At 56.0% G+C, this 25,267-nt stretch carries 20 protein-coding genes and 1 pseudogene; 17 read left to right on the top strand and 4 right to left on the bottom strand.

What is annotated here, in order from left to right:
* Nucleotides 1–32 precede the first annotated feature (32 nt).
* From BHE81_RS28055 to BHE81_RS04360, 3 genes are all read left to right on the top strand, one after another.
* Complete coding sequence (locus tag BHE81_RS28055; protein ID WP_004148146.1) at nucleotides 33–149, top strand: hypothetical protein; 117 nt, start codon at nucleotides 33–35, stop codon at nucleotides 147–149.
* Nucleotides 146–1,762: a peptide ABC transporter substrate-binding protein gene (locus tag BHE81_RS04355; RefSeq protein WP_023302039.1), complete on the top strand. Its 1,617-nt coding sequence runs from the start codon at nucleotides 146–148 to the stop codon at nucleotides 1,760–1,762. The genes BHE81_RS28055 and BHE81_RS04355 overlap by 4 nt, the downstream gene beginning before the upstream one ends.
* 412 nt (nucleotides 1,763–2,174) lie before the next feature.
* Nucleotides 2,175–3,188, top strand: coding sequence for a hypothetical protein (locus tag BHE81_RS04360; RefSeq protein WP_024623006.1), 1,014 nt, complete (start codon nucleotides 2,175–2,177; stop codon nucleotides 3,186–3,188).
* 90 nt (nucleotides 3,189–3,278) lie between these two features.
* Here the strand turns inward: BHE81_RS04360 and BHE81_RS04365 are convergent, their stop codons facing one another.
* On the bottom strand, nucleotides 3,279–4,163 hold the full coding sequence (locus BHE81_RS04365) for a LysR family transcriptional regulator (RefSeq protein WP_023302037.1): 885 nt from the start codon (nucleotides 4,161–4,163) through the stop codon (nucleotides 3,279–3,281).
* A 172-nt stretch (nucleotides 4,164–4,335) separates the two neighbouring features.
* On the opposite strand from BHE81_RS04365, the gene BHE81_RS04370 reads away from it, so the two are divergent.
* The 4 genes and pseudogenes from BHE81_RS04370 to BHE81_RS04390 form a co-directional block, all read left to right on the top strand.
* Nucleotides 4,336–5,472 (top strand): alpha/beta hydrolase, encoded by a 1,137-nt coding sequence (locus BHE81_RS04370; protein ID WP_024623005.1) that lies wholly within the window; start codon nucleotides 4,336–4,338, stop codon nucleotides 5,470–5,472.
* 65 nt (nucleotides 5,473–5,537) lie between these two features.
* Nucleotides 5,538–6,740, top strand: a complete 1,203-nt coding sequence (locus tag BHE81_RS04375) for an MFS transporter (protein WP_023342876.1) — start codon at nucleotides 5,538–5,540, stop codon at nucleotides 6,738–6,740.
* Nucleotides 6,741–6,818: 78 nt separating this feature from the next.
* Nucleotides 6,819–7,688 (top strand): aldo/keto reductase, encoded by an 870-nt coding sequence (locus tag BHE81_RS04380; protein ID WP_023342875.1) that lies wholly within the window; start codon nucleotides 6,819–6,821, stop codon nucleotides 7,686–7,688.
* A 212-nt stretch (nucleotides 7,689–7,900) separates the two neighbouring features.
* Nucleotides 7,901–8,164: pseudogene (locus tag BHE81_RS04390) on the top strand (ATP-binding protein); the annotation flags it as partial.
* Nucleotides 8,165–8,234: 70 nt separating this feature from the next.
* Here the strand turns inward: BHE81_RS04390 and BHE81_RS04395 are convergent.
* Nucleotides 8,235–8,423, bottom strand: coding sequence for a hypothetical protein (locus tag BHE81_RS04395; RefSeq protein WP_004176439.1), 189 nt, complete (start codon nucleotides 8,421–8,423; stop codon nucleotides 8,235–8,237).
* Nucleotides 8,424–8,723: 300 nt separating this feature from the next.
* Nucleotides 8,724–9,638 carry a LysR family transcriptional regulator gene (locus BHE81_RS04400; RefSeq protein WP_023316767.1) on the bottom strand — a complete coding sequence of 305 codons (915 nt, stop codon included), beginning with the start codon at nucleotides 9,636–9,638 and terminating at the stop codon, nucleotides 8,724–8,726.
* A gap of 108 nt (nucleotides 9,639–9,746) precedes the next feature.
* On the opposite strand from BHE81_RS04400, the gene BHE81_RS04405 reads away from it, so the two are divergent.
* Complete coding sequence (locus tag BHE81_RS04405) at nucleotides 9,747–10,508, top strand: SDR family NAD(P)-dependent oxidoreductase (protein WP_023279949.1); 762 nt, start codon at nucleotides 9,747–9,749, stop codon at nucleotides 10,506–10,508.
* A gap of 216 nt (nucleotides 10,509–10,724) precedes the next feature.
* Complete coding sequence (locus BHE81_RS04410; RefSeq protein WP_101850595.1) at nucleotides 10,725–12,257, top strand: HD domain-containing protein; 1,533 nt, start codon at nucleotides 10,725–10,727, stop codon at nucleotides 12,255–12,257.
* 198 nt (nucleotides 12,258–12,455) lie between these two features.
* Here BHE81_RS04410 and BHE81_RS04415 read toward each other — a convergent pair whose 3' ends face one another.
* On the bottom strand, nucleotides 12,456–13,022 hold the full coding sequence (locus BHE81_RS04415) for a DJ-1/PfpI family protein (protein ID WP_023342872.1): 567 nt from the start codon (nucleotides 13,020–13,022) through the stop codon (nucleotides 12,456–12,458).
* Between the two features lie 640 nt (nucleotides 13,023–13,662).
* Here BHE81_RS04415 and tssB point away from each other — a divergent pair.
* The 8 genes from tssB to BHE81_RS04455 all read left to right on the top strand — a co-directional run bounded on the left by tssB (nucleotide 13,663) and on the right by BHE81_RS04455 (nucleotide 25,266).
* Nucleotides 13,663–14,154 (top strand): type VI secretion system contractile sheath small subunit, encoded by a 492-nt coding sequence (gene tssB, locus BHE81_RS04420; RefSeq protein ID WP_004176434.1) that lies wholly within the window; start codon nucleotides 13,663–13,665, stop codon nucleotides 14,152–14,154.
* A 42-nt stretch (nucleotides 14,155–14,196) separates the two neighbouring features.
* Nucleotides 14,197–15,738: a type VI secretion system contractile sheath large subunit gene (gene tssC, locus BHE81_RS04425; protein WP_023342871.1), complete on the top strand. Its 1,542-nt coding sequence runs from the start codon at nucleotides 14,197–14,199 to the stop codon at nucleotides 15,736–15,738.
* A gap of 9 nt (nucleotides 15,739–15,747) precedes the next feature.
* Nucleotides 15,748–17,091, top strand: coding sequence for a type VI secretion system baseplate subunit TssK (gene tssK, locus BHE81_RS04430; protein WP_023286325.1), 1,344 nt, complete (start codon nucleotides 15,748–15,750; stop codon nucleotides 17,089–17,091).
* A complete protein-coding gene (gene tssL / locus BHE81_RS04435; RefSeq protein WP_004176431.1) occupies nucleotides 17,088–17,777 on the top strand; it encodes a type VI secretion system protein TssL, short form in 690 nt (229 codons plus the stop codon). The genes tssK and tssL overlap by 4 nt, the downstream gene beginning before the upstream one ends.
* Nucleotides 17,774–19,480: an OmpA family protein gene (locus BHE81_RS04440; protein WP_023342870.1), complete on the top strand. Its 1,707-nt coding sequence runs from the start codon at nucleotides 17,774–17,776 to the stop codon at nucleotides 19,478–19,480. Before tssL ends, BHE81_RS04440 begins: the two co-directional genes overlap by 4 nt.
* A gap of 4 nt (nucleotides 19,481–19,484) precedes the next feature.
* Nucleotides 19,485–19,976: a type VI secretion system effector Hcp gene (gene hcp / locus BHE81_RS04445; RefSeq protein ID WP_002902160.1), complete on the top strand. Its 492-nt coding sequence runs from the start codon at nucleotides 19,485–19,487 to the stop codon at nucleotides 19,974–19,976.
* 264 nt (nucleotides 19,977–20,240) lie between these two features.
* Complete coding sequence (gene tssH, locus BHE81_RS04450) at nucleotides 20,241–22,895, top strand: type VI secretion system ATPase TssH (RefSeq protein ID WP_023302030.1); 2,655 nt, start codon at nucleotides 20,241–20,243, stop codon at nucleotides 22,893–22,895.
* A gap of 1 nt (nucleotide 22,896) precedes the next feature.
* Nucleotides 22,897–25,266, top strand: a complete 2,370-nt coding sequence (locus BHE81_RS04455; protein ID WP_024623002.1) for a type VI secretion system Vgr family protein — start codon at nucleotides 22,897–22,899, stop codon at nucleotides 25,264–25,266.
* Nucleotide 25,267: the final 1 nt, after the last annotated feature.

Raw genomic sequence — 25,267 nt, forward strand, 5'->3', positions numbered from 1 at the left:
AGCGTATCGGGATCAAACCCATTCCCTGAGGCGTGAAATCCGACGGCACATCAATTTTCTATCATATGTCGTTTGCAATTTCAGGTGATGAAACAAATAATTATCGCTCTGTTGGCGGTATTTTTTTCATTTTAAAGGGGATCTTATGAAGTATCCTGTCGCTTTGACATGCGGCGCGCTGTGGTTAGCCAGCGTATCTTCTCTGGCCTGGGCGGCTGACGTACCGCCGGGCACGGTACTGGCGGAAAAACAGCTGTTAGTGCTCCATATCAAAGATGAACCCGCCTCGTTAGATCCCGCCAAAGCGGTGGGCCTGCCGGAAATCCAGGTGATCCGCGATCTGTTTGAAGGTTTAGTCAATCAGGATGCGAAAGGCAACCTGGTTCCAGGCGTAGCGACCCGCTGGCAGAGCAACGATAACCGCGTCTGGACCTTTACCCTGCGTGATAATGCCCGCTGGTCCGACGGCACGCCGGTTACCGCCGAAGATTTCGTCTATAGCTGGCAGCGTCTGGTGGATCCGAAAACCACTTCGCCGTTCGCCTGGTTCGCGGCGCTGGCGGGGATCGCTAACGCGCAGAACATTATTGACGGCAAAGCCGCGCCGGAGACCCTGGGAGTCACCGCCGTCGACGCCCACACCCTGCGGGTGCAGCTGGATAAACCACTGCCGTGGTTCAGCAACCTGACCGCCAGCTTTGCCTTCTATCCGGTGCAAAAGGCGAATGTCGACAGCGGGGCGAACTGGACGCGGCCCGGCAGCCTGGTGGGCAACGGCGCCTATGTTCTGAAAGACCGTGTGGTCAATGAGAAGCTGGTGGTGGTGCCGAACACGCACTACTGGGATAACGCCAAAACGGTGATCCAGCAGGTCACCTTTGTGCCGATTAACCAGGAGTCCGCCGCCACCAAGCGCTATCTTGCAGGGGATATCGATATCACCGAGTCTTTCCCGAAAAATATGTACCAGAAACTGCTGAAGGATATTCCGGGGCAGGTGTATACCCCGCCGCAGCTGGGTACCTACTATTACGCTTTCAATACCCAAAAGGGGCCGACGGCGGATGAGCGGGTACGCCTGGCGCTGAGCATGACCATCGATCGCCGGGTGATGGCGGAGAAAGTACTGGGGACCGGGGAAAAACCGGCCTGGCGCTTCACGCCGGACGTGACGGCGGGCTTCACCCCCCAGCCGTCACAGTTTGAGAGTATGAGTCAGGCTGAGCTTAATGCCCAGGCGAAAGCCCTGCTGGCTGCCGCTGGCTATGGCCCGAATCGTCCGCTGAAGCTGACGCTGCTGTATAACACCTCTGAGAACCACCAGAAGATTGCCATCGCGGTGGCGTCGATGTGGAAGAAAAACCTCGGCGTGGAAGTGAAGCTGCAGAACCAGGAGTGGAAAACCTATATCGACAGCCGTAACACCGGCAATTTCGACGTGATCCGCGCTTCGTGGGTGGGGGACTACAACGAGCCGTCCACCTTCCTGTCGCTGCTGACCTCCACCCACAGCGGAAATATTTCGCGCTTTAACGATCCGGCGTACGACAAAATCCTCGCCCAGGCGGCGGTAGAGAATTCGGCCAAAGCGCGTAACGACGATTATAACGCGGCGGAAAAGATCATTATGGTCAAAGCGCCGATCGCGCCGATCTACCAGTACACTAACGGCCGATTGATTAAGCCGTGGCTGAAAGGCTACCCGATCACCAACCCGGAAGATGTGGCCTACAGCCGTACCATGTATATCGTGAAGCACTAACCGGTACTGGTTGCCTGATAATGTCAGGCAACCATCGCTGATCCCCGAGCTGGCGCGTCTTGCCGCGCCAGTTATTTATTAATAAGTAAATTAGCCAATTGAGAATTTGGTGCTTTAATCTATGCCAGATCTTAAAAATTAATATCGTCTTTCCTATAATGATGAACCAGAAATAAATAATATTTCATGTTCGAGATATATAAAAAAGCTGTTCTTTGCATATTATATGTTCAGTAACTGGTCGCACCGAAGATCGACTTAAGTGAAAATACCAGTTTTCTGTAATCCTGAATTACTAACAATGTACATTGATTTCATATGTCCGGTATGTTAGGTAGCACCATAGAATAGACGAGAGGAAACTATTTCTGTTATAACTGTCTGCAATATTATTTGTTAAAGAAGGAAATTAATGATGGCAAATATACTTCGCTCAATACCTATGCTATTAGTGATTGGTTTTAATCTATTGCTGGCCATCCTGTTTAGTTTGATCTATGCCAGGAAGCATCCGGAAACTGATCTATTCATCATCATAACATTTACTGGTATGTTATCAATTTCCACATATATTATAAGTTTCTACTCTGTTTCGACCTTTGCAACTAAGGAAAAAAAGAAAATAAAAGGTGTCTTTCCCAGACGAAGAGGTAAACTAAAAAGAATTATTACAGACTCGATGGTACTAATCTTGGTTTTTTTTGTTTCAGGCTCGATAGTATTTTCAGGGAGTGATTTGAATTATGGTCTTGCTCTCTTAGCCATTTCAACAGGCTATTTTACTTTCTTGCTTGTTAATTATTATTTTTTGTGTATGTCAAGAGTAAAAGAAAAGATAGTCAAAATAATAAATAAAATCCTTTTTATTGTGTTCTCGATTATATTGTTTTTTTCTAAGATGATTGCAAATGGTTTTGTTAAAGAGTTTTTTGATGTTGATATCGCTAAAGTTCCTTATATTAGTTGGTCATTCTCGATTTTGTTTGCCATTCCATTTTTTTTGATTACTTCCCACGTGGGGTGTATGATTTTAGAAGGTACAACAGATTTATTCCGGATAAGAAAAATTAAAGTGCCTCCGATGATCCATTATTCGATATTTTGTTTATCTTGCGTTTTTTTTAGCATTAGTTATATTTCTTATTTGGGTAGCGCAGGTTGGTTATTTAATGCTGTGACCAAAAAGGTTTATTCTTATGATACCAGAAGCTCTTTTCGATGCAATAATAAGTACTGGACGATTCCAGAGTTAGGGAAAGATGCGAGGTATCTCGCTGAAACATCTGATAGTTACCGTGTTATCTATATTAGAGGAAATAATATTAATGTGGAAGTTGTAAAATGTAAAAAAAACGAAGGATATATCCTTTTTCCCATTGAAAATGCTAACGATATATTAAAAAAGCAGGTTCCAAAGGGAGGCTGACTCACGTAAGGTTGCGAATATTGAGTCTTGATTTAGTGCGGATAGAGGTACCTCTTGCCACAGTTCAAAACACGATCCAGGCGACCTTTGCTACATTCGCAATGTATCAATGACCGCTCTCAGCGCGGGCGACACATTGCGGTGCGGGTAATAGAGAAATGAACCTTCCAGACGCTGGCTATAACGCTGGAGCACCCGGATAAGCGTGCCCTGGGCGAGATCGTCGGTAATCAGCTCTTCCGGGACATAGGCCAGCCCCAGACCGAGCCTCGCCGCTTTGGCCTCCATGTAGCTATCGGCGAAAGCCCACTGTCCCTGAGGCGGGTGGGTAATTTTTTTGCCATCCACATTAAGTTCCCAGGCGTAAAGGCTGCCGTCGCCGAACTGATAAGCGATGCAGGGGTGGACGACTAAATCGGCGGGCGTTTGTGGAAAGCCGTAGCGGCGAAAATGTTCCGGTGTACCCACCACCGCCATCTCCATATCGGGCGAAATGCGTACCGCAATCATGCCACTCCCGACTTCCGGGCCCAGACGCACGCCCGCATCGAATCGCTGCGCAATAATATCGACAAACCGGCTTTCGCTGATCAGTTCCAGTCTGATATCGGGATAGCGGTGTTTAAATACTGCCAGCTTCGGCAGCAGGACTTTATCAATGGCATGCTGGCTGGCATTGATGCGTACCGTACCGGAGGGCGTTTGACGATAGTGGGCCAGCGTGGCGAGTCCCATATCTAAGGCGTCGAAACCGGATTCGACATTGTGATAGAGCTGCTCACCCGCCTGAGTGAGCGACAACCGGCGGGTGGTACGCACCAGAAGCTGAACGCCCAGCCGCTCTTCAAGTTCACGAACCGCACGGCTTACACCGGACTGCGCCAGGCCAAGTCGTTGTGCTGCGGCGGTAAAACTGCCTTCCCGCACCACCTGCATAAACAGATAGAGGTCATTATAGTTTTCCCGTTTCGCCATTCTCCCGCCTCGTCACCCAGATGCCATTTAGAACAATATGGTATTAATTTTAGCATTTTTCAGCCTCTAATCAGAACCATTACTGCTGGCTACACTAAGCGCACGACAACAAAGCACAGCAGCGTTGTCTACTGAAGACTTGCATTGATCACGTTTATTTAGGGGAATTTTGATGACGGTTTTCACCAAAAAACTGACAGCCGCGATACCTGCCATGCTGCTTTGCGCCTCATTAACTGGAGTCACAACGATGAGCTCTGCTGAGACAACTAACCCGAATGCGCCTGTTTCAATGATTGAAAAATGGGACAAAACTTTTGCTGAGAGTTCGAAAGTGGATCACCGTAAGGTGACCTTCCAGAACCGCTACGGGATAACCTTAGTTGGCGATCTCTACCTGCCGAAGGATCGCGGTGAACGCAAACTGGCAGCTATTGCCGTGAGCGGTCCCTTCGGCGCGGTAAAAGAGCAGTCCAGCGGCCTGTATGCCCAGACGCTGGCCGAACAGGGGTTTGTCACCCTGGCGTTTGACCCATCGTATACGGGCGAAAGCGGTGGCTACCCACGCAACGTGGCCTCACCGGATATCAATACCGAGGATTTTAGTGCCGCGGTGGACTTTCTGGGCCTGCAAAAAGAGGTGGATCGCAACCGTATCGGTTTGCTCGGCATTTGTGGCTGGGGCGGTATGGCCCTGAACGACGCGGCGATGGATACACGCGTCAAAGCGGTGGCGACCAGCGTAATGTATGACATGAGCCGCGCGATGGGGCATGGAGTGGGCGATGGCAAAGACCGCTATACCACTGCCGATCGTCGCGCCGTACTGCGCTATCTGAACGTGCAGCGCTGGAAAGATGCGGCAAACGGCACCTTCGTCCCCGGTGGGCATGACATTTATGTTGATGATAAGGGCAACGTCAGCGCTGCCGATCGTATTTTGCCGGAAACCTTGCCCGCCAACCCCAACCCGGTCCTGAAAGAGTTCTTCGATTATTACCGTATGCCGCGTGGTTTCCATCCGCGTTCGGTTAATTCAACCGGGGCCTGGAATGCGACGATGCCGCTGTCGTTTATGAATATGCCGCTGCTGAGTTACGCCAGCGAAGTGACTATTCCGACGCTTATCGTGACCGGCGAAAAAGCCCATTCACGCTATTTTGCCGAAGATGCCTTTAAGGCCATCGGCAGCTCAGAGAAAGCGCTGGTGATTGTCCCTGGCGCAAACCACGTCGATCTCTATGACAACGTCGCGGGCAAAATTCCCTTTGCTACATTCACGCAATTTTTCAAAACCAACCTGCAATAGCTCTCCTGTGCCGGAGACATCCCCAAAGCCGCCTTCAGGCGGCTTTGTTTTGTCGGAGATAAATAATGTCTGGATTACATAACACCCGGGCACACTGGAGCGGCGTCCTGGCGATGACGCTCTGCGTATTTGTGCTCATTGCCTCAGAATTTATGCCGGTCAGTCTGTTGACACCCATCGCGGGTGATTTACACATTACCGAGGGATTAGCCGGTCAGGGCATTGCGCTTTCTGGCGCGCTGGCGGTACTGACCAGCCTGACGATATCCCGTCTTACCGGATCGCTGGACCGTAAATGGCTGCTGCTGGGGCTCACGGCGTTGATGGCGGCCTCTGGGGTGATTATTGCCCTGGCGTCCAGTTTCCCGGTTTATATGCTGGGCAGAGCGCTCATTGGGATCGTCATCGGCGGCTTCTGGTCGATGTCGGCGGCAACGGCCATTCGGCTGGTGCCGCAACGCCAGGTCCCCCGCGCACTGGCCATCTTTAACGGCGGCAACGCGCTGGCCACCGTTGTGGCAGCGCCGCTGGGCAGCTACCTGGGGGCCACCGTCGGCTGGCGCGGCGCCTTTTTATGTCTTGTCCCGCTGGCGGTGCTGGCCTTCGTCTGGCAATGCATTAGCCTGCCGTCGATGAAAAGTCCGCGCGCACCACAGCGGCAGGGATCGGTGCTGCGTCTGTTCCGTCTTTCTACGCTATCCCTGGGATTGCTGGCCTGCGGACTGTTCTTTATGGGACAGTTTACCTTATTTACCTATGTGCGACCGTTTCTGGAGACGGTGACCCAAGTCAGTCCTTCTGGTCTGTCCCTGATATTGCTGACAATGGGTATCGCCGGTTTTATCGGCACGCTGCTTATTACGACCGTTCTGAATGCCCGATTTTATCCGACGCTGGTGGCTATCCCGTTGTTAATGGCCGCAATTGCCGGAACGCTTCTGCTGGCCGGACACCACACGGGATCGGTCGCCGTACTGTTAAGCCTGTGGGGGCTGCTGGCGACGGCGGCGCCCACCGGCTGGTGGACATGGATTGCGCGGACGCTGCCCGAGGATGCGGAGACGGGCGGCGGGCTGATGGTCGCCGTGATCCAGCTATCGATAGCCCTCGGGTCAACGGTAGGCGGCCTGGTGTTTGATAGTCTGGGATGGCACAGCACTTTTGCACTGAGCGGTCTGTTACTGCTGGGCGCGGCAGGGGTGACTTTTCTGCTCTCTGTCAAAATCAGATCATCTCAGCGCACTGCGATTAATGAATTGAATGCATAAGTCAAATCAGGAATGACAGGCTAATCGTGACCGCGTTCCTGTCTTACCATGGTGTTTTAACAAGAGGGGAGCTTCACCGTGGAATATTCAGTATTAAGTAACGCTCGCAAAATGCCGATGCTGGGTTTCGGCGTTTTCAAGGTGACCGATAAAGCGGAGTGTAAGCAGGCGGTGTTGAACGCCATTCGCACCGGTTATCGCCTCATCGATACCGCTGCCGTCTACGATAATGAAGATGCGGTGGGTGAGGCCGTGCGCGAAGCCATCGCCGAAGGTCTGTGTACCCGCGAGGCGCTGTTTATTACCTCCAAACTGTGGGTCCAGGACATGGCCAACACCGGGATGGCGAAAGCCGGGATTGCCGCGTCATTAAAAAAATCGGGCCTGGAATACTTTGATCTTTATTTGCTACATCAGGCGATGGGCGATTATTTCAGCGCCTGGCGCGCGCTGGAAGACGCGTATGAAGCCGGTACCCTGAAAGCGATCGGCGTCTCCAATTTTTACCCCCATGTGTTAGCTAACTTCTGCGAAACTGTCAGAATCAGGCCGATGGTGAACCAGGTTGAACTGCATCCTTATTTCGCGCAGCCTGCGGCGCTGGAAACCATGAAGCATTATCACGTTCAGCCGGAAGCGTGGGCGCCGTTAGGCGGCGGCAGACATAATCCGTATCAAGAGGCGATGCTGCAGGGGATTGCCGATGCCCATCAAAAAACCATTGCACAGGTCATCCTGCGCTGGAACGTGCAGCGTGGCGTCACGGTGATCCCTAAATCCACCCGCCAGGAGCGCATTGAAGAAAATTTTGCTATCTGGGATTTCGGATTAACAGATAACGAAATGGCGCAAATCAGCGCCCTGGATTTAGGCTATGTTGGCGAAGCGGTAAAACACTTCAACCCTGAGTTCGTTCGCGGATGTCTGGGGGTGAAAATCCACGACTGATTGCGGCATCGGCTGATTCGATATCCATCTCCTCGCCTGCGCTGCGGCGACGGGTTCAGTATGCTGGTTAGCGCCCACGCGTTTGCCGCGATGGTTGTCAATGCGGTAGTCGATCGTCACGGGCAGCTGACTGGTGACAGTTGATCCTCTGGCCGGTGACATGTCGGTTGGATGCTTCCGTCGCAGTGGCCTTTAAAGCGGCAGTCTCCCGGGAAATATTCGCTACCAATGACCGCGTGACGCTGCGCTTTATTGATGCGGGAGAGGTCTTTCCGGCCGAGCGCCTGGCGCTGGCGCGTGGCGATGAGCGCTTCGATGTCGATCCGTTAGCGGAAAGCGGCAGAGGTTTGCGGCTTATTCTGCGCGCGGTGGACTATTTTAATGTGGAAACCCGCGCCGGGGAGAATGTGACGACCCTGATAAAAGCGTTGCCTGATACCCGCCTAAGCCATGCCACCGACGATCGCTGCGGGTGAGGGAACAGACGTTGCCCCCGGGTGAATCACCGGGGGAATTTCCCTACCCGCGTTCACCGGCTTCATCATCTTATTGCTGTGCCTGGGCAGCGGAGTGCACGCCCAGGTGATGAGGACGGATGGTATCTAATGTCATCATGGCTGATTTGCAGAAAATGCATTTCGCACCAAAGGGATTTTTTTCCGTCACATCAAACTGGGACGTTCTGTACTGGGAGCCATGGCAGCATGGGCATCTAAAATGGATATGTTCGATCATAATGTAAACCTTGTATGGGTGATGTTCTGTTGAAAAGACAATGGTCGTTTCAGGAAAATTAACGCGGCTGATTTTAGTTGGTGGTAAGCCGGGTTTTGTGTCAGATGGCGGACTTTTTAAGGGGCCGACAAGGATCTGACAGGGCCTGTTTACAGAAAAAGCAAACTACTAACGGGACTGCTCAAAGGAAGGTGGTATCAGGGATAACGCCTGGAGATGAGAACACGTACTCAGATAATAACTTTTTGTCTGGTAAATCGACTCAACGATTAACGCACGTGCCGTGAATAATAGCAAACGTTATTTTAGCCTTCCGGATGCCTGCTGCGCCAGGGGAGGCTTCATCAGCGCCGTCACCCAGTCGATAAATACCTGTACCCGGGCAGAGAGCTGCCGATTACTGGGATAGAGCAGGGAGAGCGGCAGCGGCGCAGGGCGAAAATCGGCGAGCACTTCCGTTAACGCGCCCGACGCCAGATCGGCCTCAAGGCGGGGCAAGGGGGCCTGATACAGGCCAAAGCCAAGCCTTGCCGCTTCGGCGCCGACGTCGGCATCGGAAGTCAGCAGCCGACAGGGCAAACTGACCTCGCTCTGACGGCCATCCTGGGTAAAGCTCAGCGGCAAGGTACGTTGCGTGCGCGATGAAACAAACCCGATCATCACGTGGCCCGTCAGTCCTTCAATCGTATGCGGGGTGCCGTACCGGGCGAGGTAGGCCGGACTGGCGCAGGTGATCTCCTGCAACCCGGCGAGCGGCCGGCAGATCATCTCGCTGTCGGGGAGATGGCCGCCGCGAATGACGCAGTCGACTCCCTCGCGAACCAGATCGACGTCACGCTCGCTTTCGCCGATCTGCAGCGCAATGTCCGGGTAGCGGGCGAGAAACTGCGGCAGCGCGGGCAGCAGCAGGGTCCGCGCCAGGTTGCCCGCCACGTCTACCCGAATGGTGCCGGAGATGCTCCCCCCGGCGCTGCGGTTGGCCTCCTCAAGGGCCGCCAGAATGGACACGCAGCGCTGATAATACAGCGAGCCTTCTGCCGTCGGCCGTACGTGCCGGGTGGTACGATGTAGCAGCCGCGCCCCGAGACTGACCTCCAACGCTTTAATAGCCGCGGTCGCTACTGGCCGGGAAACCCCCAGATCCGCGGCGGCGGCACTGAATGAGCCCCGTTCGACGATGCGCACAAACAAGGTCAGAGTATCCAGTTTATCCATGACATTGTTCCAGCTGGCAAAACTATCCTGTCGCCCAACGCGGTCTTATCGTCGGCATTCAGGGGCTTATAATCGCTCATGTTTTCAGCAGAGAGAAAAGGAGAAAACATGAACAATAGCGCAAAAATCGCCCTGGTGACAGGCGGCAGCCGCGGCCTGGGACGCGCGACCGTCGAGGCGCTGGCACAGCGCGGCGTAAATGTAGTACTGACCTACAAAACGCGTCTTGCCGAGGCGAACGAGGTGGTTACACGGGTTGAAGCACTGGGCGCCCGGGCGATCGCGTTGCCTTTCAGCGCCGGCGAAATCGACACCTTTGACGCATTTGTTAGCGCTTTTCAGGGCGCGCTGACGGAGCTGGGCGCCGATAAATTTGATTATCTGGTCAATAATGCCGGCAACGCCAGCGGCATGGGATTTCTTAACGCCACAGAAGCGGAATTCGATGCGCTGTATCGCATCCACGTGAAGAGCGTTTTTTTCCTCAGTCAAAAACTATTGCCGCTGCTGGCCGATGGCGGGCGAATAGTGAATGTCTCGTCCGGCCTCACCCGCATCGTGATGGCGAACCGGGCGCCCTATGCGATCATGAAATCCGCGGTGGAAACCCTGACTCGCTATATGGCGTTTGAGCTGGGCAGTCGCGGGATCACGGTGAACTGCGTGGCGCCCGGCGCCATCGCCACCGATTTCAGCGACGGGGTGGTGCGGGATAACCCGCAGGTCGCTCAGGCGGTAGCGAACATGACGGCGCTGGGCCGACCTGGCCTGCCAGAGGATATCGGGCCGATGATCGCCTCGCTGTTATCCGATGATCATCGCTGGGTGAATGCCCAGCGCATTGAGGTTTCCGGGGGAATGCGCATCTGAGCGAAGAAAACCGGGGCTGTTTTCATCCGTAGTCAATCGATATGTTAGTGGATGCCGATATAGCGCGACGCTGTGGAGAGATAAGGAAATAATGATCTGCCGCGTTGCTCGTTAAATATTAGTGATTGACCTTATTGCCTGAATGCGCAAGATTGTTGTTGAATAAACAGTCAATATGCTAAATATATTTAATGCACGTATGAAAGGATTTAAGATATGGATTTTGAAAATGAATTGACCAGTAAGATCCTTGATCCCATTCACGGCACTATTCGTTTGACGACACTCGAGATTGCCTTTATCAATCACCCCCTTTTCCAGCGCTTACGCAACATTAAACAGAACTCTTTTTTATATAAGGTGTTTCCCTCTGCGGTGCACAGCCGCTTCGAACACTCTCTCGGGGTGCTGCATTTATCAAGTGAAATACTCAATAATTTACGCCTGAATGCGATACGGTATCAAAAGAAATATGATGATGGCCATGTGTTTGGTCATATCGATCAGATACCAAAACACAACATTCAGGAGTTGAGACTCGCTGCCCTGATGCATGACATCGGGCACGGGCCGGTATCCCACCAGTTTGAGAGTTTTATGCCTTGTAAGCACGAATTCTCCGATGTTCTCCCCACAGCCTACCATTCGATCATTGATGTATTAAGCAAGCCAGAACAGAAAGTTGAACATGAACAGCTTTCGCTGTTATTCAGCCTGATGATTTATCATGATCTGAGAAAACAAGGTAAGATTGATGACGAAATAAATATCGAAAATGTGTTAAAAATCATCGAAAAAAGATACGGTGACCAACAGATCATTGAGGAAATTAATGGAAAGGCAACAGATATCCTGCCGTTAATGACCTCGATCATCTCTTCCTGTCCGATCGATGCCGACCGGATGGGTTACTTGCTCAGAGATGGCTATTTCTCTGGCGTCAAGTGTGGCATCTACGATTACAATCGCTTGTTTATGTCAATTGTCCCGGTCGAGGAACAGGGAAAATTGTACCTTGCTTACAAAGAGAGTGGGATTGATTCGATCGCTGAGTTTATTGGGGCGCGCTCCAGCCTTTTTTCGCAGGTATATTACCATAAAACAAACCGCGCCTTTGCGACGATGTTGAGCACATTATGTGAGATTATGCAAAGCAAGGATCCACAAAATGTCATTATCGCTGACGTTACCGACCGTATCGTTGACCATAGCGATGAAAGCTTCATCGACGCGCTGAAGGATTTTTATTTGGCGTGCAGTGATGATTATTTTTTGAATGACAAGGTTGGTGAATGGATAGATATCAGCGATACCGAGGCGGTTAATAAAAAAATACTTGATGACATTATTAACCGACACCCATGGTCGAAGGTCTATGAGGCCAAACACTCTGTGTATAAAGCTAACATCGCTGACAAGGAAAATAAGGCGTGGAAGAGTCAACTCACCGGGTTATTGACTTCTGTATTACAGCCTCATTTCAAACCACATGAATTTGCCGTTGATATTGTCTCCGACTGCGCCTTTAAAGACCTGGATAAAACCGAAGTTAAGCTTTTGGTGAAAGATCTTAAGAACCGCTACGAAATAAAACCGTTAATTGAATGTGGTGATAAGTTAAATCAGTATCAAATCATCAAATATTGCATTCGGGTATTTGTTGACCGCGATATCAAAGAACGCGTAACTCCTGAAATAATCTATAAAATCAATTACATAGCGGTCAAGCAGATCGCGTTGCTGAATTGATGATGCCCGTCAGGGCAGCGATAAATCTTTCAGGGGCTGGTTTTTTAACCGGCCCCTGAAGATAAGCGGTAAATCGTGGCGCATCCCCGCCATCGGCATAACATACAACAGCGCGTTTACCCGAGACTAAACACCGCGCTGAGGCATAGATTCCCGCAGGGGAGCGGGTGGCTCAACAAAAACACCGGCTCAGTATGGTTATTCCGCCAGCAGGGCGGCGAATTTCGCCAGCCACTGTGGATGAGCAGGCCAGGCGGGGGCGGTAACCAGGTTACCGTCCACATGCGCCTGGTCGATACCAATATCCGCATAGTGCCCACCGCTCAGGCGCACTTCCGGAGCGCAGGCGGGATAGGCGCTGCAGGTCCGTCCCTGCAGAATACCGGCGGCGGCCAGCAGCTGCGGGCCGTGGCAGACGGCGGCGATAGGTTTACGCGCGGCGTCGAATGCCTGTACCAGTTTAATAACCTCCTCGTTCAGGCGCAGATACTCCGGCGCCCGGCCGCCGGGGATCACTAGCGCATCGTAGTTCTCGGCCTTTACTGCGGCGAAGTCAGCGTTCAGCGTGAAGCGATGGCCCGGCTTTTCGCTATAAGTCTGGGCGCCGTCAAAGTCATGGATTGCGGTCATGACATAGTCGCCAGCGGCTTTATCCGGGCAGACGGCATCGTCCTGGTGGCCAATCATCTGCAGTGCCTGAAAAGGAACCATCGTTTCGTAATCTTCGGCATAATCGCCGACCAGCATTAGGATTTTCTTGCTCATCTTTGTGTCTCGTTGTGGGCGAAAGGTGTCTTAGATATAGCCTGGCGACTTGCAGAATGCGAACCGTTCAGGATGCCGACGACGGTGTCGTGTGCGTCTTGTAACCGGGCTCATGTTTTTTTGCTAACGACAACTTTGTTCGACATCGCGCTGTGGCTCGTTATCCGCAAAAAATCGGTTTGTGGGGAGTAAGGGGAGCAGAAGAATATTGTTACCGTTTAGATTTCGCGCCAGCACTATTAAGCGTCCGCCGCGAAGGGGCAATCGGATGGAAGCCAGATATTATCCTTCTGAGTAATTGATTGCGTTGTTACGCTAAATTTGCATAATGAGCGAATTATATTGCCCCGGTCGTCTCTATGGTTTCCTTTATTCATCCGCTTAATGTTTTAGCCCGCCTTATAGTATCCATTGCAAACATTCCTTTGGTGCATTATTTATTGAATTTATCATTGACTGTTGTTTCACATTTTAAATATTGATATTCATGGTGCTTTTATTTTCGTGGTGAAAGTGGGTGTTTATGAATAAATATAATTATTAGGTGGTTAAGTTGATCGGTAATCCATTTTTGCTTTATCATCGTCACGTTTCACATCAATATATCTTCAATAATTATTCCTTAAGGAAAGGAACTGCTATGGCTGATACGTTCCAGAATGAAGTCCCCAGGGCGCGCATTAATCTCAAATTATCTCTTCATACCGGCGGCGCGCAAAAGAAGGTCGAACTGCCGCTGAAGCTGCTTACCATTGGCGATTTTAGTCATGGGAAGGAAAACCGGCCTTTATCGGAAAGAGAAAAAATCAACGTCAATAAAAATAATTTTAACAGCGTACTTTCGGAATTTAGCCCGGAAGTTAACCTCTCGGTGCCGAATACGCTGGCCGGCAATGGCGAAGAGGAGAACGTCAGACTGCGTTTTACCGACATCAAAGATTTTGAACCGGAGCAGGTTGCCCGGCAAATTCCGCAACTCCGCGCCATGCTGGCGATGCGTAATTTATTACGCGATCTCAAATCCAATCTGCTCGATAACGCCACTTTCAGAAAAGAGCTTGAGGCAATCCTGAAAGATCCGGCGCTGTCCCAGGAATTACGCGACGAAATGAGTGCGCTTGCCCCGAAATAAGTGCGGGGCAAGTCTGTTAATGGATTAACCGGGAAAATGCTAATGTCTGTTACCACAGAAAACGCCCCTGTTCAGGGGCAAACCACGCTGCAGGAAAACAGCGCGGGCGAGGGCGTTTACGCCTCGCTGTTTGAAAAAATTAATCTCACCCCGGCGTCTTGCCTCGGGGATATCAACGACTTTCTGGACGATGCCGCGCTCTCCGAGGCGCCGGCGGCGGAACGTCTCACCGCGGCGATGCAGGTGTTTATGGAACGCATCCGTCAGTCCGGCCAGCGGGTGGAAAAGCTCGACAAAACGCTGATCGACCACCATATCGCCGAGCTGGATTTCCAGATAAGCCGTCAGCTGGACGCGGTGATGCACCATCAGGAGTTTCAGCAGGTCGAATCCCTGTGGCGCGGCCTCAAACAGCTGGTAGACAACACCGACTATCGGCAGAACGTCAAAACGGAGATCCTCGACGTCGCCAAAGACGATCTGCGCCAGGACTTTGAGGACGCGCCGGAGCTTATCCAGAGCGGCCTGTACTGGCACACCTATACCGCGGAGTATGACACTCCCGGCGGCGAGCCGATCGGCTCGGTGATCTCGGCCTATGAGTTCGACGCCAGCCCGCAGGATGTGGCGCTGCTGCGCAATATCTCCCGCGTCTCTGCGGCCGCCCATATGCCGTTTATCGGCGCCGTCGGCCCGGCCTTCTTCCTGAAAGAGACCATGGAAGAGGTGGCTGCCATTAAGGATATCGGCAACTACTTCGATCGTGCGGAATATATCCGCTGGAAGGCGTTTCGCGAAACTGACGATGCCCGCTACATCGGCCTGGTGATGCCGCGCGTGCTGGGTCGTCTGCCGTACGGTCCGGACACCGTGCTGGTGCGCAGCTTCAACTATGTCGAGCAGGTGAAGGGCCCGGATCACGAAAAATATCTCTGGACCAGCGCGGCGTTCTCCTTCGCATCTAATATGGTGAAGAGCTTTGTTAACAACGGCTGGTGCGTGCAAATTCGCGGTCCGCAGGCGGGCGGCGCGGTGAAAGATTTGCCCATCCATCTGTACGATCTGGGCACCGGCAACCAGGTGAAAATTCCTTCCGAGGTGATGATCCCGGAAACGCGGGAGTTTGAGTTCGCCAGCCTGGGCTTTATCCCGCTGTCGTACTACAAAAATCGCGATTACGCCTGCTTCTTCTCGGCCAACTCCGCGCAGAAACCGGCGCTGTACGATACCGCCGACGCCACCGCCAACAGCCGTATCAACGCGCGTCTGCCTTACATCTTCCTGCTGTCGCGCATCGCGCACTACCTGAAGATGATCCAGCGCGAAAATATCGGCACCACCAAGGACCGGCGTCTGCTGGAGCTGGAGCTGAACACCTGGGTGCGGAGCCTGGTGACCGAAATGACCGACCCCGGCGACGAGCTGCAGGCCTCCCATCCGCTGCGCGATGCCAGCGTGGTGGAAGATATCGAGGATAACCCGGGCTTCTTCCGCGTGAAGCTGTACGCGGTGCCGCACTTCCAGGTCGAGGGGATGGACGTCAATCTGTCGCTGGTTAGCCAGATGCCAAAGGCGAAGGCGTAGGTTCGGACGATGATGAAAACGGAACGTCCGTTGTGGGGCCGGGGCATTATGGTGTCGCCTCAGCATTTTCAACAGCAGGCTGCGTATGCAGCCTGGACTGCGGAAGTGATTGCCCGGATGGGTCTTAACCACCCCTGGGGAGTGGTTGAGGCGACCTTCGAACCAGAGATGCTCAAACTGGGCCGCCTGCAGGCTCACAGGCTGCAGGTCCGGTTCCAGGATGGCACGATGATTGATACGGACAATGCCGATGCGCTGCCGTCCGCGCTGTCGCTGGACGGCGCGTCCGGCGAGGCGGTGATCGTGCTGGCGCTGCCCCTGATGCAGGCGAATGGCGGCAACTGTCTGAAGCCGGAGGAGGTGGCCGAAAGGCCGGTGCGCTTCCGGCAGCGCTGGCGCGATGTCCGTAACCAGTTTGGGGATGATACCCGGCAGATTGCCGTCATACAGCCGGAGCTGACCCTCCGCTTCGCCCACCAGGACAACAGCGATTACCTGACCTGTCCGCTTGTTCGCCTGCAGCGGGACTCGCAGGGGGCCTGGCTTATCGACGAGACGTTTCTCCCGCCGCTGCTGCAGATCCAGGGCAGCCGCTGGCTGGCGACGCAGCTTGAACAGCTGCTCGTCCAGCTCCGGGCTCGTCTGACGCGCCTGATGGCCATGCGTCGCGAAAGCAATGAACGGATGGCTGATTTTGCCGTAGCCGATGTCTCTCTGTTCTGGTTGCTGAATGCGCTGAACAGCGCCGAACCGGTGCTGGGGTACTTTCTGCGTTACCGGCAAAGCCCGCCGGAACGCCTCTACCCGGAGCTGGCGCGCCTGGCTGGTAGCCTGCTGACCTTTTCGCTCACCCATCAGGCGAATGCCGTCCCGATCTATCAGCATGACCAGCTGAACGCGGTTTTTCCGCCGCTGTTTGATTTACTGAGCGACCTGCTGGAGGCGAGCCTGCCATCGCGGGTGGTGGCGATTGCCCTGGAGCATGATGTCCGGCTGCACTTCTGGCAGGCGCGTCTGCACGATGCCCGGCTGCGGGAAGGGGCTGATTACTACCTGTCGGTTCGTTCGTCGGTACCGGTCGCCCAACTGCAGGAGCAGTTTCCGCGCCAGTGCAAAGTGGGCAGTCCGGATCATGTCAAAGCCATCGTCAACTCCTCGCGGACAGGGGTGCCCCTCACGCCATTGCGTCATGTGCCGGCGGCGATCCCGCTGCGTCTGGAAAATCAGTATTTCAGCCTCGATGTGTCCCACCCTCTGGCAACGGAAATGCTGCAGAGCGGCACCTGTATGTTTTACGTCCCGGGGATGCTCGGTGAGCCTGAACTTGAACTTTTTGCGGTACTACGAACGTGAATGAGCCTAAACGCGGCAACGCCGCGTCCATTGATATTGATGCGCTGCTGCAGAACACCTGGCTGCAGGTTATCAGCCTGCGCCACGGCCCGCAGTTCCGCGATGAGGAAGGGTACACGCTATGGCAGCGCTGTATTGCTGATGTCGAGCGCGTGCAACATGAGCTGAAGGCGAGCGGGCTTGATGACGCCAGCTGTCAGCATATTCTCACCGCCCAGTGCGCGCTGCTCGATGAAGCCGTGAAAGGGCGCGGCGTGGAGGATGAGGCCTGCCTGCAGTGGTATGACATTCCGCTGCAGGGGCACTTCCTCGGCACCATGGACGCCGGCGACACCCTGTGCGAGCGGATGCGTGATGTGTTGCGTGAACCGGCGCCCAACCTGGCCGTGGTCACCTGTTTTCAGCGGGTGATGCTGCTGGGTTTTATTGGCAGCTTTCGCTCCCTCCACGACCCCGAGCGCCTGAAGCTGGTCAACGCGCTCGGTGAGCGTGTTCCTCCTTTTCAGTGCCCGGCTACCGCTCCCGTACTGGTAGAGAGTCGCGCCGGCCTGGGGATAAGCGGCTGGCTGGCCCCATGGCCGGTACGTATTGGCCTGAGCGTGGTAGTGGTACTCGCCCTGTGGTGGGGGCTCAACCACTGGCTCGATCACCTGCTGCTGACCTTGTTACCGGGGGAGGTGAAATGAGCCCCGCGCAGCAGCGTGGGCTGGCGCTGTGGGCCAGTCTGCTGAGTGCGCTGGTGTGCCTGCTATTTTTGCCGGTTCCCCGCTGGGGGGCGTGGCTCATTCTGCTGGTCACGCTGGCCCTGATCATCGGGATATGGCGCATCGCCAGTCGTCGTACCGGACGTAACGTCGCATCAACCCTGGCCCCTCTCCCGGAGGGCGCTTATCGCCAGCCGGTGGTCCTCGTTTGCGGCGACCTGCCGAGTGTCTGGCCGCCAGCGTCACCGGTGCGAGTGGTCAAACAGGGCTGCTGGATCCGCGTGGAAAAGACGGAGGAGCTACAGCAGGTCGCGCGCCAGGTATTGAGCCAGCGGCCGGAATGGGGGCCTCAGCTGTCGGTGCTGCTCTGCGTCTGCCCGCAGCGGCATGCGCAAAGCGATGCGCTGACCAGCGCTCTGCTGGCCCTGCGCTGGCAACTCAGCCAGCTGCGCCAGCAGACGGGGTATGCCGTACCGCTGGCGCTGCAGGGGCAGGTGGGCAGCGCGATGAGTCGCGACCTGTTGTGGCAGGCGGCGATACCGGGTGAAGCGGTGAAAGTCTGGCAGCCCTCCTGCGCCCCCTGTTCCGTACCGGCCTGGGTAAGCGCCGGTGGGGCGGCCGCGCTGGAGCAGCAGGTGCTGATGAACAGCCTGATGGGCTGGTTTGAACAGCACGTCCATGCCGTGTTGACGGAAGAGAATACCGACCTGCCACCTCTGACCCCTGCGGCCGTGCTGTGGGGCCTCGGGCCCTCGCTGCCTGGAAGTCTGGCATCGTCGGCCTGGACGACGTGGTTATCCCGACATAGCGGCCTGACGCGGGTAGCTGGCTGGCAGCCAGATGAGAGCGACACCGGGGACGCTTCAGCTTTGCCGGAACTCATCCTGCCGCAGTTACCGGCGGGACGGGGACTCACGCCACGAGGCAGGGCCTGGCGCGCGGCGCTCGCGATTTTCACCCTCGCGGCTGTCGCCGCGCTGCTCAGCAGTGGCTGGAATAATCGACAACTGCTGCAGCGCGTGGGCGTCGATATTGCCCGTTATGAGCGGATTGCAATGGATGATTATCGACCAAAAGCCAGCGCTGTCAGGGTGCTGCGTGCAGATGCCGCGCTGCTCGATAGCTGGGCGCGTAACGGCGTCCCGCTGCGCCTGAGTCTGGGCTTGTATCACGGGGAGCAGATTCGCCTGCCGTTGCTGGAGGCGATTCGCGGTTACGTGCCGCCTCCGCCTCCGCCCGGGCCGGTGCAGCACGTCGCGCCGGATGTCATCCGCCTTGACAGCATGTCGCTATTCGATACCGGGAAATGGGTACTGAAGCCTGGTTCGACAAAGCGGCTGGTCAGCTCGCTGATGGACATTAAGGCCAGGCCCGGGTGGCTGATCGTGGTGGCGGGTCACACCGACAGCGTGGGTGAGGAAAAAGCCAACCAGCTATTGTCGCTGAAACGTGCGGAATCGGTCCGCGACTGGATGCGCGATACCGGCGACGTGCCGGACAGCTGCTTTGCCGTTCAGGGCTATGGCGAAAGCCGACCAATTGCAACAAACGATACGCCGGAAGGCCGTGCGCTGAACCGTCGTGTCGAAATCAGTCTGGTGCCGCAGGTAGACGCCTGCCGGTTACCGGACCAACCCTCTGCGTCATCCCAGGATGATGGCGCTTCACTACACAATGGAGAGTAATTCCATGGCAATTCCTGTTTATCTTTGGCTGAAAGACGACGGCGGCGCGGACATTAAAGGGTCTGTCGACGTTCAGGATCGTGAAGGCAGTATCGAAGTGGTGGCCCAGGAGCATAACCTGTACATCCCGACCGATAACAACACCGGCAAACTGACCGGCACGCGTATTCATACGCCGTTCCTGTTCACCAAGGAGATCGACTCCTCCAGCCCCTACCTGTACAAGGCGGTGACCACCGGCCAGACCCTGAAATCCGCTGAGTTCAAGTGGTACCGAATCAACGATGCCGGCCAGGAAGTGGAGTATTTCAATACCAAACTTGAGAACGTCAAGGTGGTGAAAGTGAATCCCCTGATGCACGACATCAAAAACCCCGCCTACGAGAAGCACAACCATCTGGAACAGATTGAGCTGCGCTACGAGAAGATCACCTGGACCTATAAAGACGGCAACATCATTCACTCCGATAGCTGGAACGAACGCGCCACCGCGTAATTGCCCGTCATATTTCGCGCCGCTGGCGCGCAGGCGACGTTCGCTCATCCCGGCCGCATCGTTATCTCTGCGGCCGGGGATTATTGCGGGCGATCGCCTGATGCGGGCAGCGTTTCTCTGCCCGCCGTTTTTTGCTGAGCGCCTGAGATACGGGTTCTCAGCAAAGAAAAACACAATCTGTCTGCCTGACCTTGTGCGCTTGGGGTTCCTGTTCGGGAACAGCGACGGGCGGTAGCGTGTCCGGAACCAATAAGAGAGGATCTCATGGAAAATCCAGCCAGCCTGTTACGCCGTCTTAATCCCTGCTGTGCCCGCGCAATGGAGGGGGCGGCCTCCCTGTGCCAGACCCGGGCGCATGCCGAGATCCTGCCCGAGCACTGGCTGCTTAAACTGCTTGAACAGGGGGAAGGCGATCTGACGGTGCTGGCGCGGCGCTATGAATGGGATATGGATGCGCTGTGGCAGGATCTGCTGAACTGGCTGGATAAACAGCCGCGCTCGGTACGTCATCGTCCCCAGCTCTCTGACCATACCCTGAGGCTGATGCAGGAGGCCTGGCTGATTGCCTCGCTCAGCGGCGAAGCGCAGATCCGCAGTGTTCACCTGCTGATGGCGCTGGTTGAAAAACAGAATCTGATCCAGTGCGATGGCCTGTGGCCGCTGTTAACGCTGGGCCAGCGTCAGCTGGAACGCCTGCGCCCCTTGCTTGATGCCCAGTCCGACGAACGTCCGCCAGCGCAGCAGGAAGCGGCGCTGGCGCAGCCCCATGGCGGGGACGTGGAATTTGTGGGGCGTCCTGCGGGCAGCGAACTGAATGCGGATGGGCTCAATCCGGCGCTGCAGAACGCGCTGGACAAATTCACTCTCGACGTCACCGCCAAAGCCAGAGACGGCCAGATTGACCCGGTGTTCGGACGCGACACGGAAATCCGCCAGATGGTGGATATTCTCTCCCGTCGGCGAAAAAACAACCCAATCCTCGTCGGTGAGCCGGGCGTGGGCAAGACCGCTCTGGTGGAAGGCCTGGCGCTGCGCATTGCCGAAGGCAACGTCCCCGACGCGCTGAAGCCAGTGTCGGTGCGCACCCTTGACCTCGGTCTGCTGCAGGCCGGCGCCGGGGTCAAAGGCGAGTTCGAGCAGCGGCTGAAAAATATCATTGAGGCGGTACAGCAGTCGCCTTCGCCGGTGCTGCTGTTTATCGACGAGGCGCACACGATCATCGGCGCGGGTAATCAGGCGGGCGGCGCGGATGCCGCCAACCTGTTGAAGCCGGCTCTGGCCCGGGGCGAGCTGCGGACCATCGCCGCCACCACCTGGTCTGAATACAAGCAGTACTTCGAGCGCGACGCCGCGCTGGAGCGCCGCTTTCAGATGGTCAAGGTGGATGAGCCGGACGACGACACCGCCTGCCTGATGCTGCGCGGCCTGAAGTCCCGCTATGCCGACCACCACGGCGTGCATATCACGGATGATGCGGTGCGCGCCGCCGTGACGCTGTCACGACGCTATCTCACCGGTCGCCAGCTGCCGGACAAGGCAGTGGATTTACTCGACACCGCTTCCGCCCGCCTGCGTATGAGTTTGGATACCGTGCCTGAGCCGCTGACCCGCATGAAGGCGCAGCTCACCGTGCTGGCAATGGAGAAGCAGGCGCTGCTGGAAGATATTGCGCTGGGCAACAGCGCCCGCGGCGATCGGCTGGCGGCCATTGAGCAGGAGGAGAACCGCCTTATTCTGGCGCTGGATACCCTTGAAACTCAGTATGGTCAGGAGCTGCAGCTGACGGAAGCGCTGCTCGCCTGTCGCCGCGATATCTCCCGCCAGGCGGAAATTAGCGATCTACAAACCGCGCTTATCGCCGTCCAGCAGGGCAATCCGCTGCTCGGGCTGGACGTCGACGTCCGCACCGTGGCGACGGTGATTGCCGACTGGACCGGCGTGCCGCTCTCCTCGCTAATGAAAGATGAGCAGACGGAGCTGCTGAGTCTGGAAGAGAGTCTCGGCAAACGGGTGGTTGGCCAGGAGGCGGCCCTGAGCGCTATTGCCCGGCGCCTGCGCGCCGCGAAAACCGGCCTGACGCCGGAGAACGGTCCGCAAGGGGTGTTCCTGCTGGTCGGGCCGAGCGGCACCGGCAAAACGGAAACGGCGCTCGCCCTGGCCGATGCGCTGTTCGGCGGCGAGAAAGCGCTGATCACCATCAATCTCTCCGAGTACCAGGAGCCGCACACCGTCAGCCAGCTGAAGGGTTCTCCGCCCGGCTACGTCGGCTACGGCCAGGGCGGGATCCTGACCGAGGCGGTGCGCAAACGCCCCTACAGCGTGGTGCTGCTCGATGAGGTGGAAAAGGCCCATCGCGATGTGATGAACCTGTTCTACCAGGTCTTCGACCGGGGGGTAATGCGCGACGGCGAGGGGCGTGAAATCGACTTTCGCAACACCGTGATCCTGATGACCGCCAACCTCGGAAGCGACCTCCTGATGCAGCTGCTGGATGAACAGCCGGAGGCCAGCGAATCAGACCTGCACGAGCTGCTGCGCCCGGTGCTGCGCGGCCACTTCCAGCCGGCGCTGCTGGCCCGCTTCCAGACGGTGATATACCGTCCGCTGCCGGCGGGAGCGCTGCGCGCCATTGTCGGCATGAAGCTCGGGCAGGTAAGTCAGCGTCTGGCTTGCCATTACGGAATCACCACCACCCTCAGCGAGAGCCTGTTCGACGCGCTGACCGAGGCCTGCCTGCTGCCGGATACCGGCGCCCGTAACGTCGACAGTCTGCTGAATCAGCAGATCCTGCCGGCGCTGAGTCAGCAGCTATTGAGCCATATGGCGGCGGGGCAGAAACCGCGCCAGGTGACGCTGGGGTATCACGAAGAGGAAGGCGTCGTGATGGCGTTTGACGAGGGGACAATATCCGATGAGTAGCGTGAAATCGTTGTTGTTCAGCCATAACCACCACCTGCTTTCGGTGAAGGGATGTGAAGCCGGGCTTGATGTGCTGGCCTTCGAGGGCGATGAAGCCCTGAGCCAGCCGTTCCGCTACCGTATTGAATTCACCAGCGCAGACCATGCCATCAGCAAAGAGATGATGCTGATGAAGGCAGCCTCCCTGACGCTGCAGGCGCCGGTGGCTCAGGGCTTCGGCATCAATGTTCAGCAACCCGTGCGGGTTATCCAGGGCGTGGTGACGGGGTTTGAACGGCTCAGTACCTCCAGGGATGAAACGCACTACGCGCTGACGCTTCAGCCGCGCCTGGCGCTGCTTAACCGCTCGCACCAGAACGCCATTTACCAGGACCAGTCCGTTCCGCAGATTGTGGAAAAAATCCTCCGCGAGCGCCACGGCCTGCGCGGTCAGGATTTTCTGTTCTCGCTGACAAAAACGTATCCGCGCCGCGAGCAGGTGATGCAGTACGGCGAGGATGACCTGCGCTTTATCACCCGGCTGCTGGGTGAGGTGGGGATCTGGTTTCGGTTTACCGCCGACACGCGGCTGCACATCGACGTCGCTGAGTTCTGCGACAGTCAGCAGGGCTATGAGAAGGGGCTGACGTTGCCTTCGGTCCCGCCGTCAGGGCAGCAGTCGGCCGGGGTGGACGCGGTGTGGGAGATGGCATGTCGCCACCGCGTTGTGGAGCAGCAGGTCAGTACCCGCGACTACAACTACCGCGAGGCGACGGCGGACATGAACGCGCAGGTGGATGTCACCCGCGGGGAGACCACTACCTTTGGTGAGGCTTACCACTGGGGAGATAACTACCTGACCGCCGGGAATGTCCATGACCGCCATCCGGCGCCGGAGTCCGGGGCGTTTTACGCCCGTCTTCGTCATGAGCGTTATCTGAACGGCCAGACCCGGATGCAGGCCACCACCAGCTGCCCGACACTCTGCCCGGGACAGGTGCTGAAGGTCACCGGCGGAGAGGAGGTGGCCGGGGAGTTTGCTGAGGGCGTGCTCGTCACGGCGATGCACAGCCACGCCCGGCGCGATGCGGATTTTGCGGTGGAGTTTGCCGGCATACCGGACAGCCCGGACGTCGGCTACCGGCCTGAGCCCGGCGCGCGTCCGGTGATGGCCGGGACGCTGCCGGCCCGCGTGACCAGCACCCGGGAAAACGACACCTACGGGCATATCGACAAACACGGACGCTACCGGGTGAATATGCTGTTTGACCGGGCGCGCTGGGAAACCGGGTTCGAGAGCCTGTGGGTCCGTCAGTCGCGGCCGTATGCCGGAGACACTTACGGCCTGCACCTGCCGCTGCTGGCGGGGACGGAGGTGGCGATTGGCTTTGAGGATGGTAACCCTGACCGGCCGTATATCGCGGGCGTGCTGCACGACTCGGCGCACGGCGACCACGTCACCATTCGCAATGACAAACGTAACGTCCTGCGCACCCCGGCCAACAACAAAATCCGCCTCGACGATGAGCGCGGGAAAGAGCATATCAAGCTCTCGACGGAGTACGGCGGCAAGAGCCAGCTGAATCTGGGGCACCTGGTGGACAGTGACAGGCAGCCGCGCGGCGAAGGCTTTGAGCTGAGAACCGACAGCTGGGGCGCTATCCGGGCACAGAAAGGGATATTTATCAGCGCGGACGGACAGGCGCAGGCTCAGGGGCAGGTGCTGGCGATGGAGCCGGCGGTCAGTTTGCTGAAAGGTGCGCTGAATCAGATAACCGAATGGGGCAGGATTGCCCAGATTCATCATAATTTTTCACCAGACGCTGATTCACTGAGAGAGTTTGTTAACGGTGCCAGTAACCTGAAAGAAGCGGCTTTATTGATGGTTGCTCCCAAAGGGGTTGCTTCTGTTACCCCTGATACTGCGCTAATGCACAGTGGTAAAGGCCTCTACCTGCAAAGTCTGGGAGAGGTTAATATTGCAACCGCGCAGCGCCACTCAGTAAACGCCAGTAAAGCGATTTCGCTACTTTCACAACAGGAAGGGATCCGGCTGGTCTCGGCGAAAGGACCACTGGAAGTAGAATCACACGCAGACACACTCTCTCTTACGTCACTGAAAGACGTCACGGTTCAGTCAACACAAGGTCACCTGCAGCTAACGGCAAAAAACGGGATCACTATTGCATGTGGCGGCGCTTACATCCAGTTGACACCTGAGGGAGAAATTAAGGTTCATGGCCCTGGACTGTTAAGCCTAAAAGGGCAGCACAACATGGAAGGACCTGCGAGCCAGGATTTCCCGTTGCCTGAACTACCATCATCGGTCTGCAAAGATTGTCTGAAACGGGCACAGGAAATCGCTCAGGGCTTTGTTCCAAGGGAGGTGTAAA

It is taken from the genome of Klebsiella sp. AqSCr (assembly GCF_008452795.1).
Taxonomy (GTDB): Bacteria; Pseudomonadota; Gammaproteobacteria; order Enterobacterales; family Enterobacteriaceae; genus Klebsiella; species Klebsiella pneumoniae.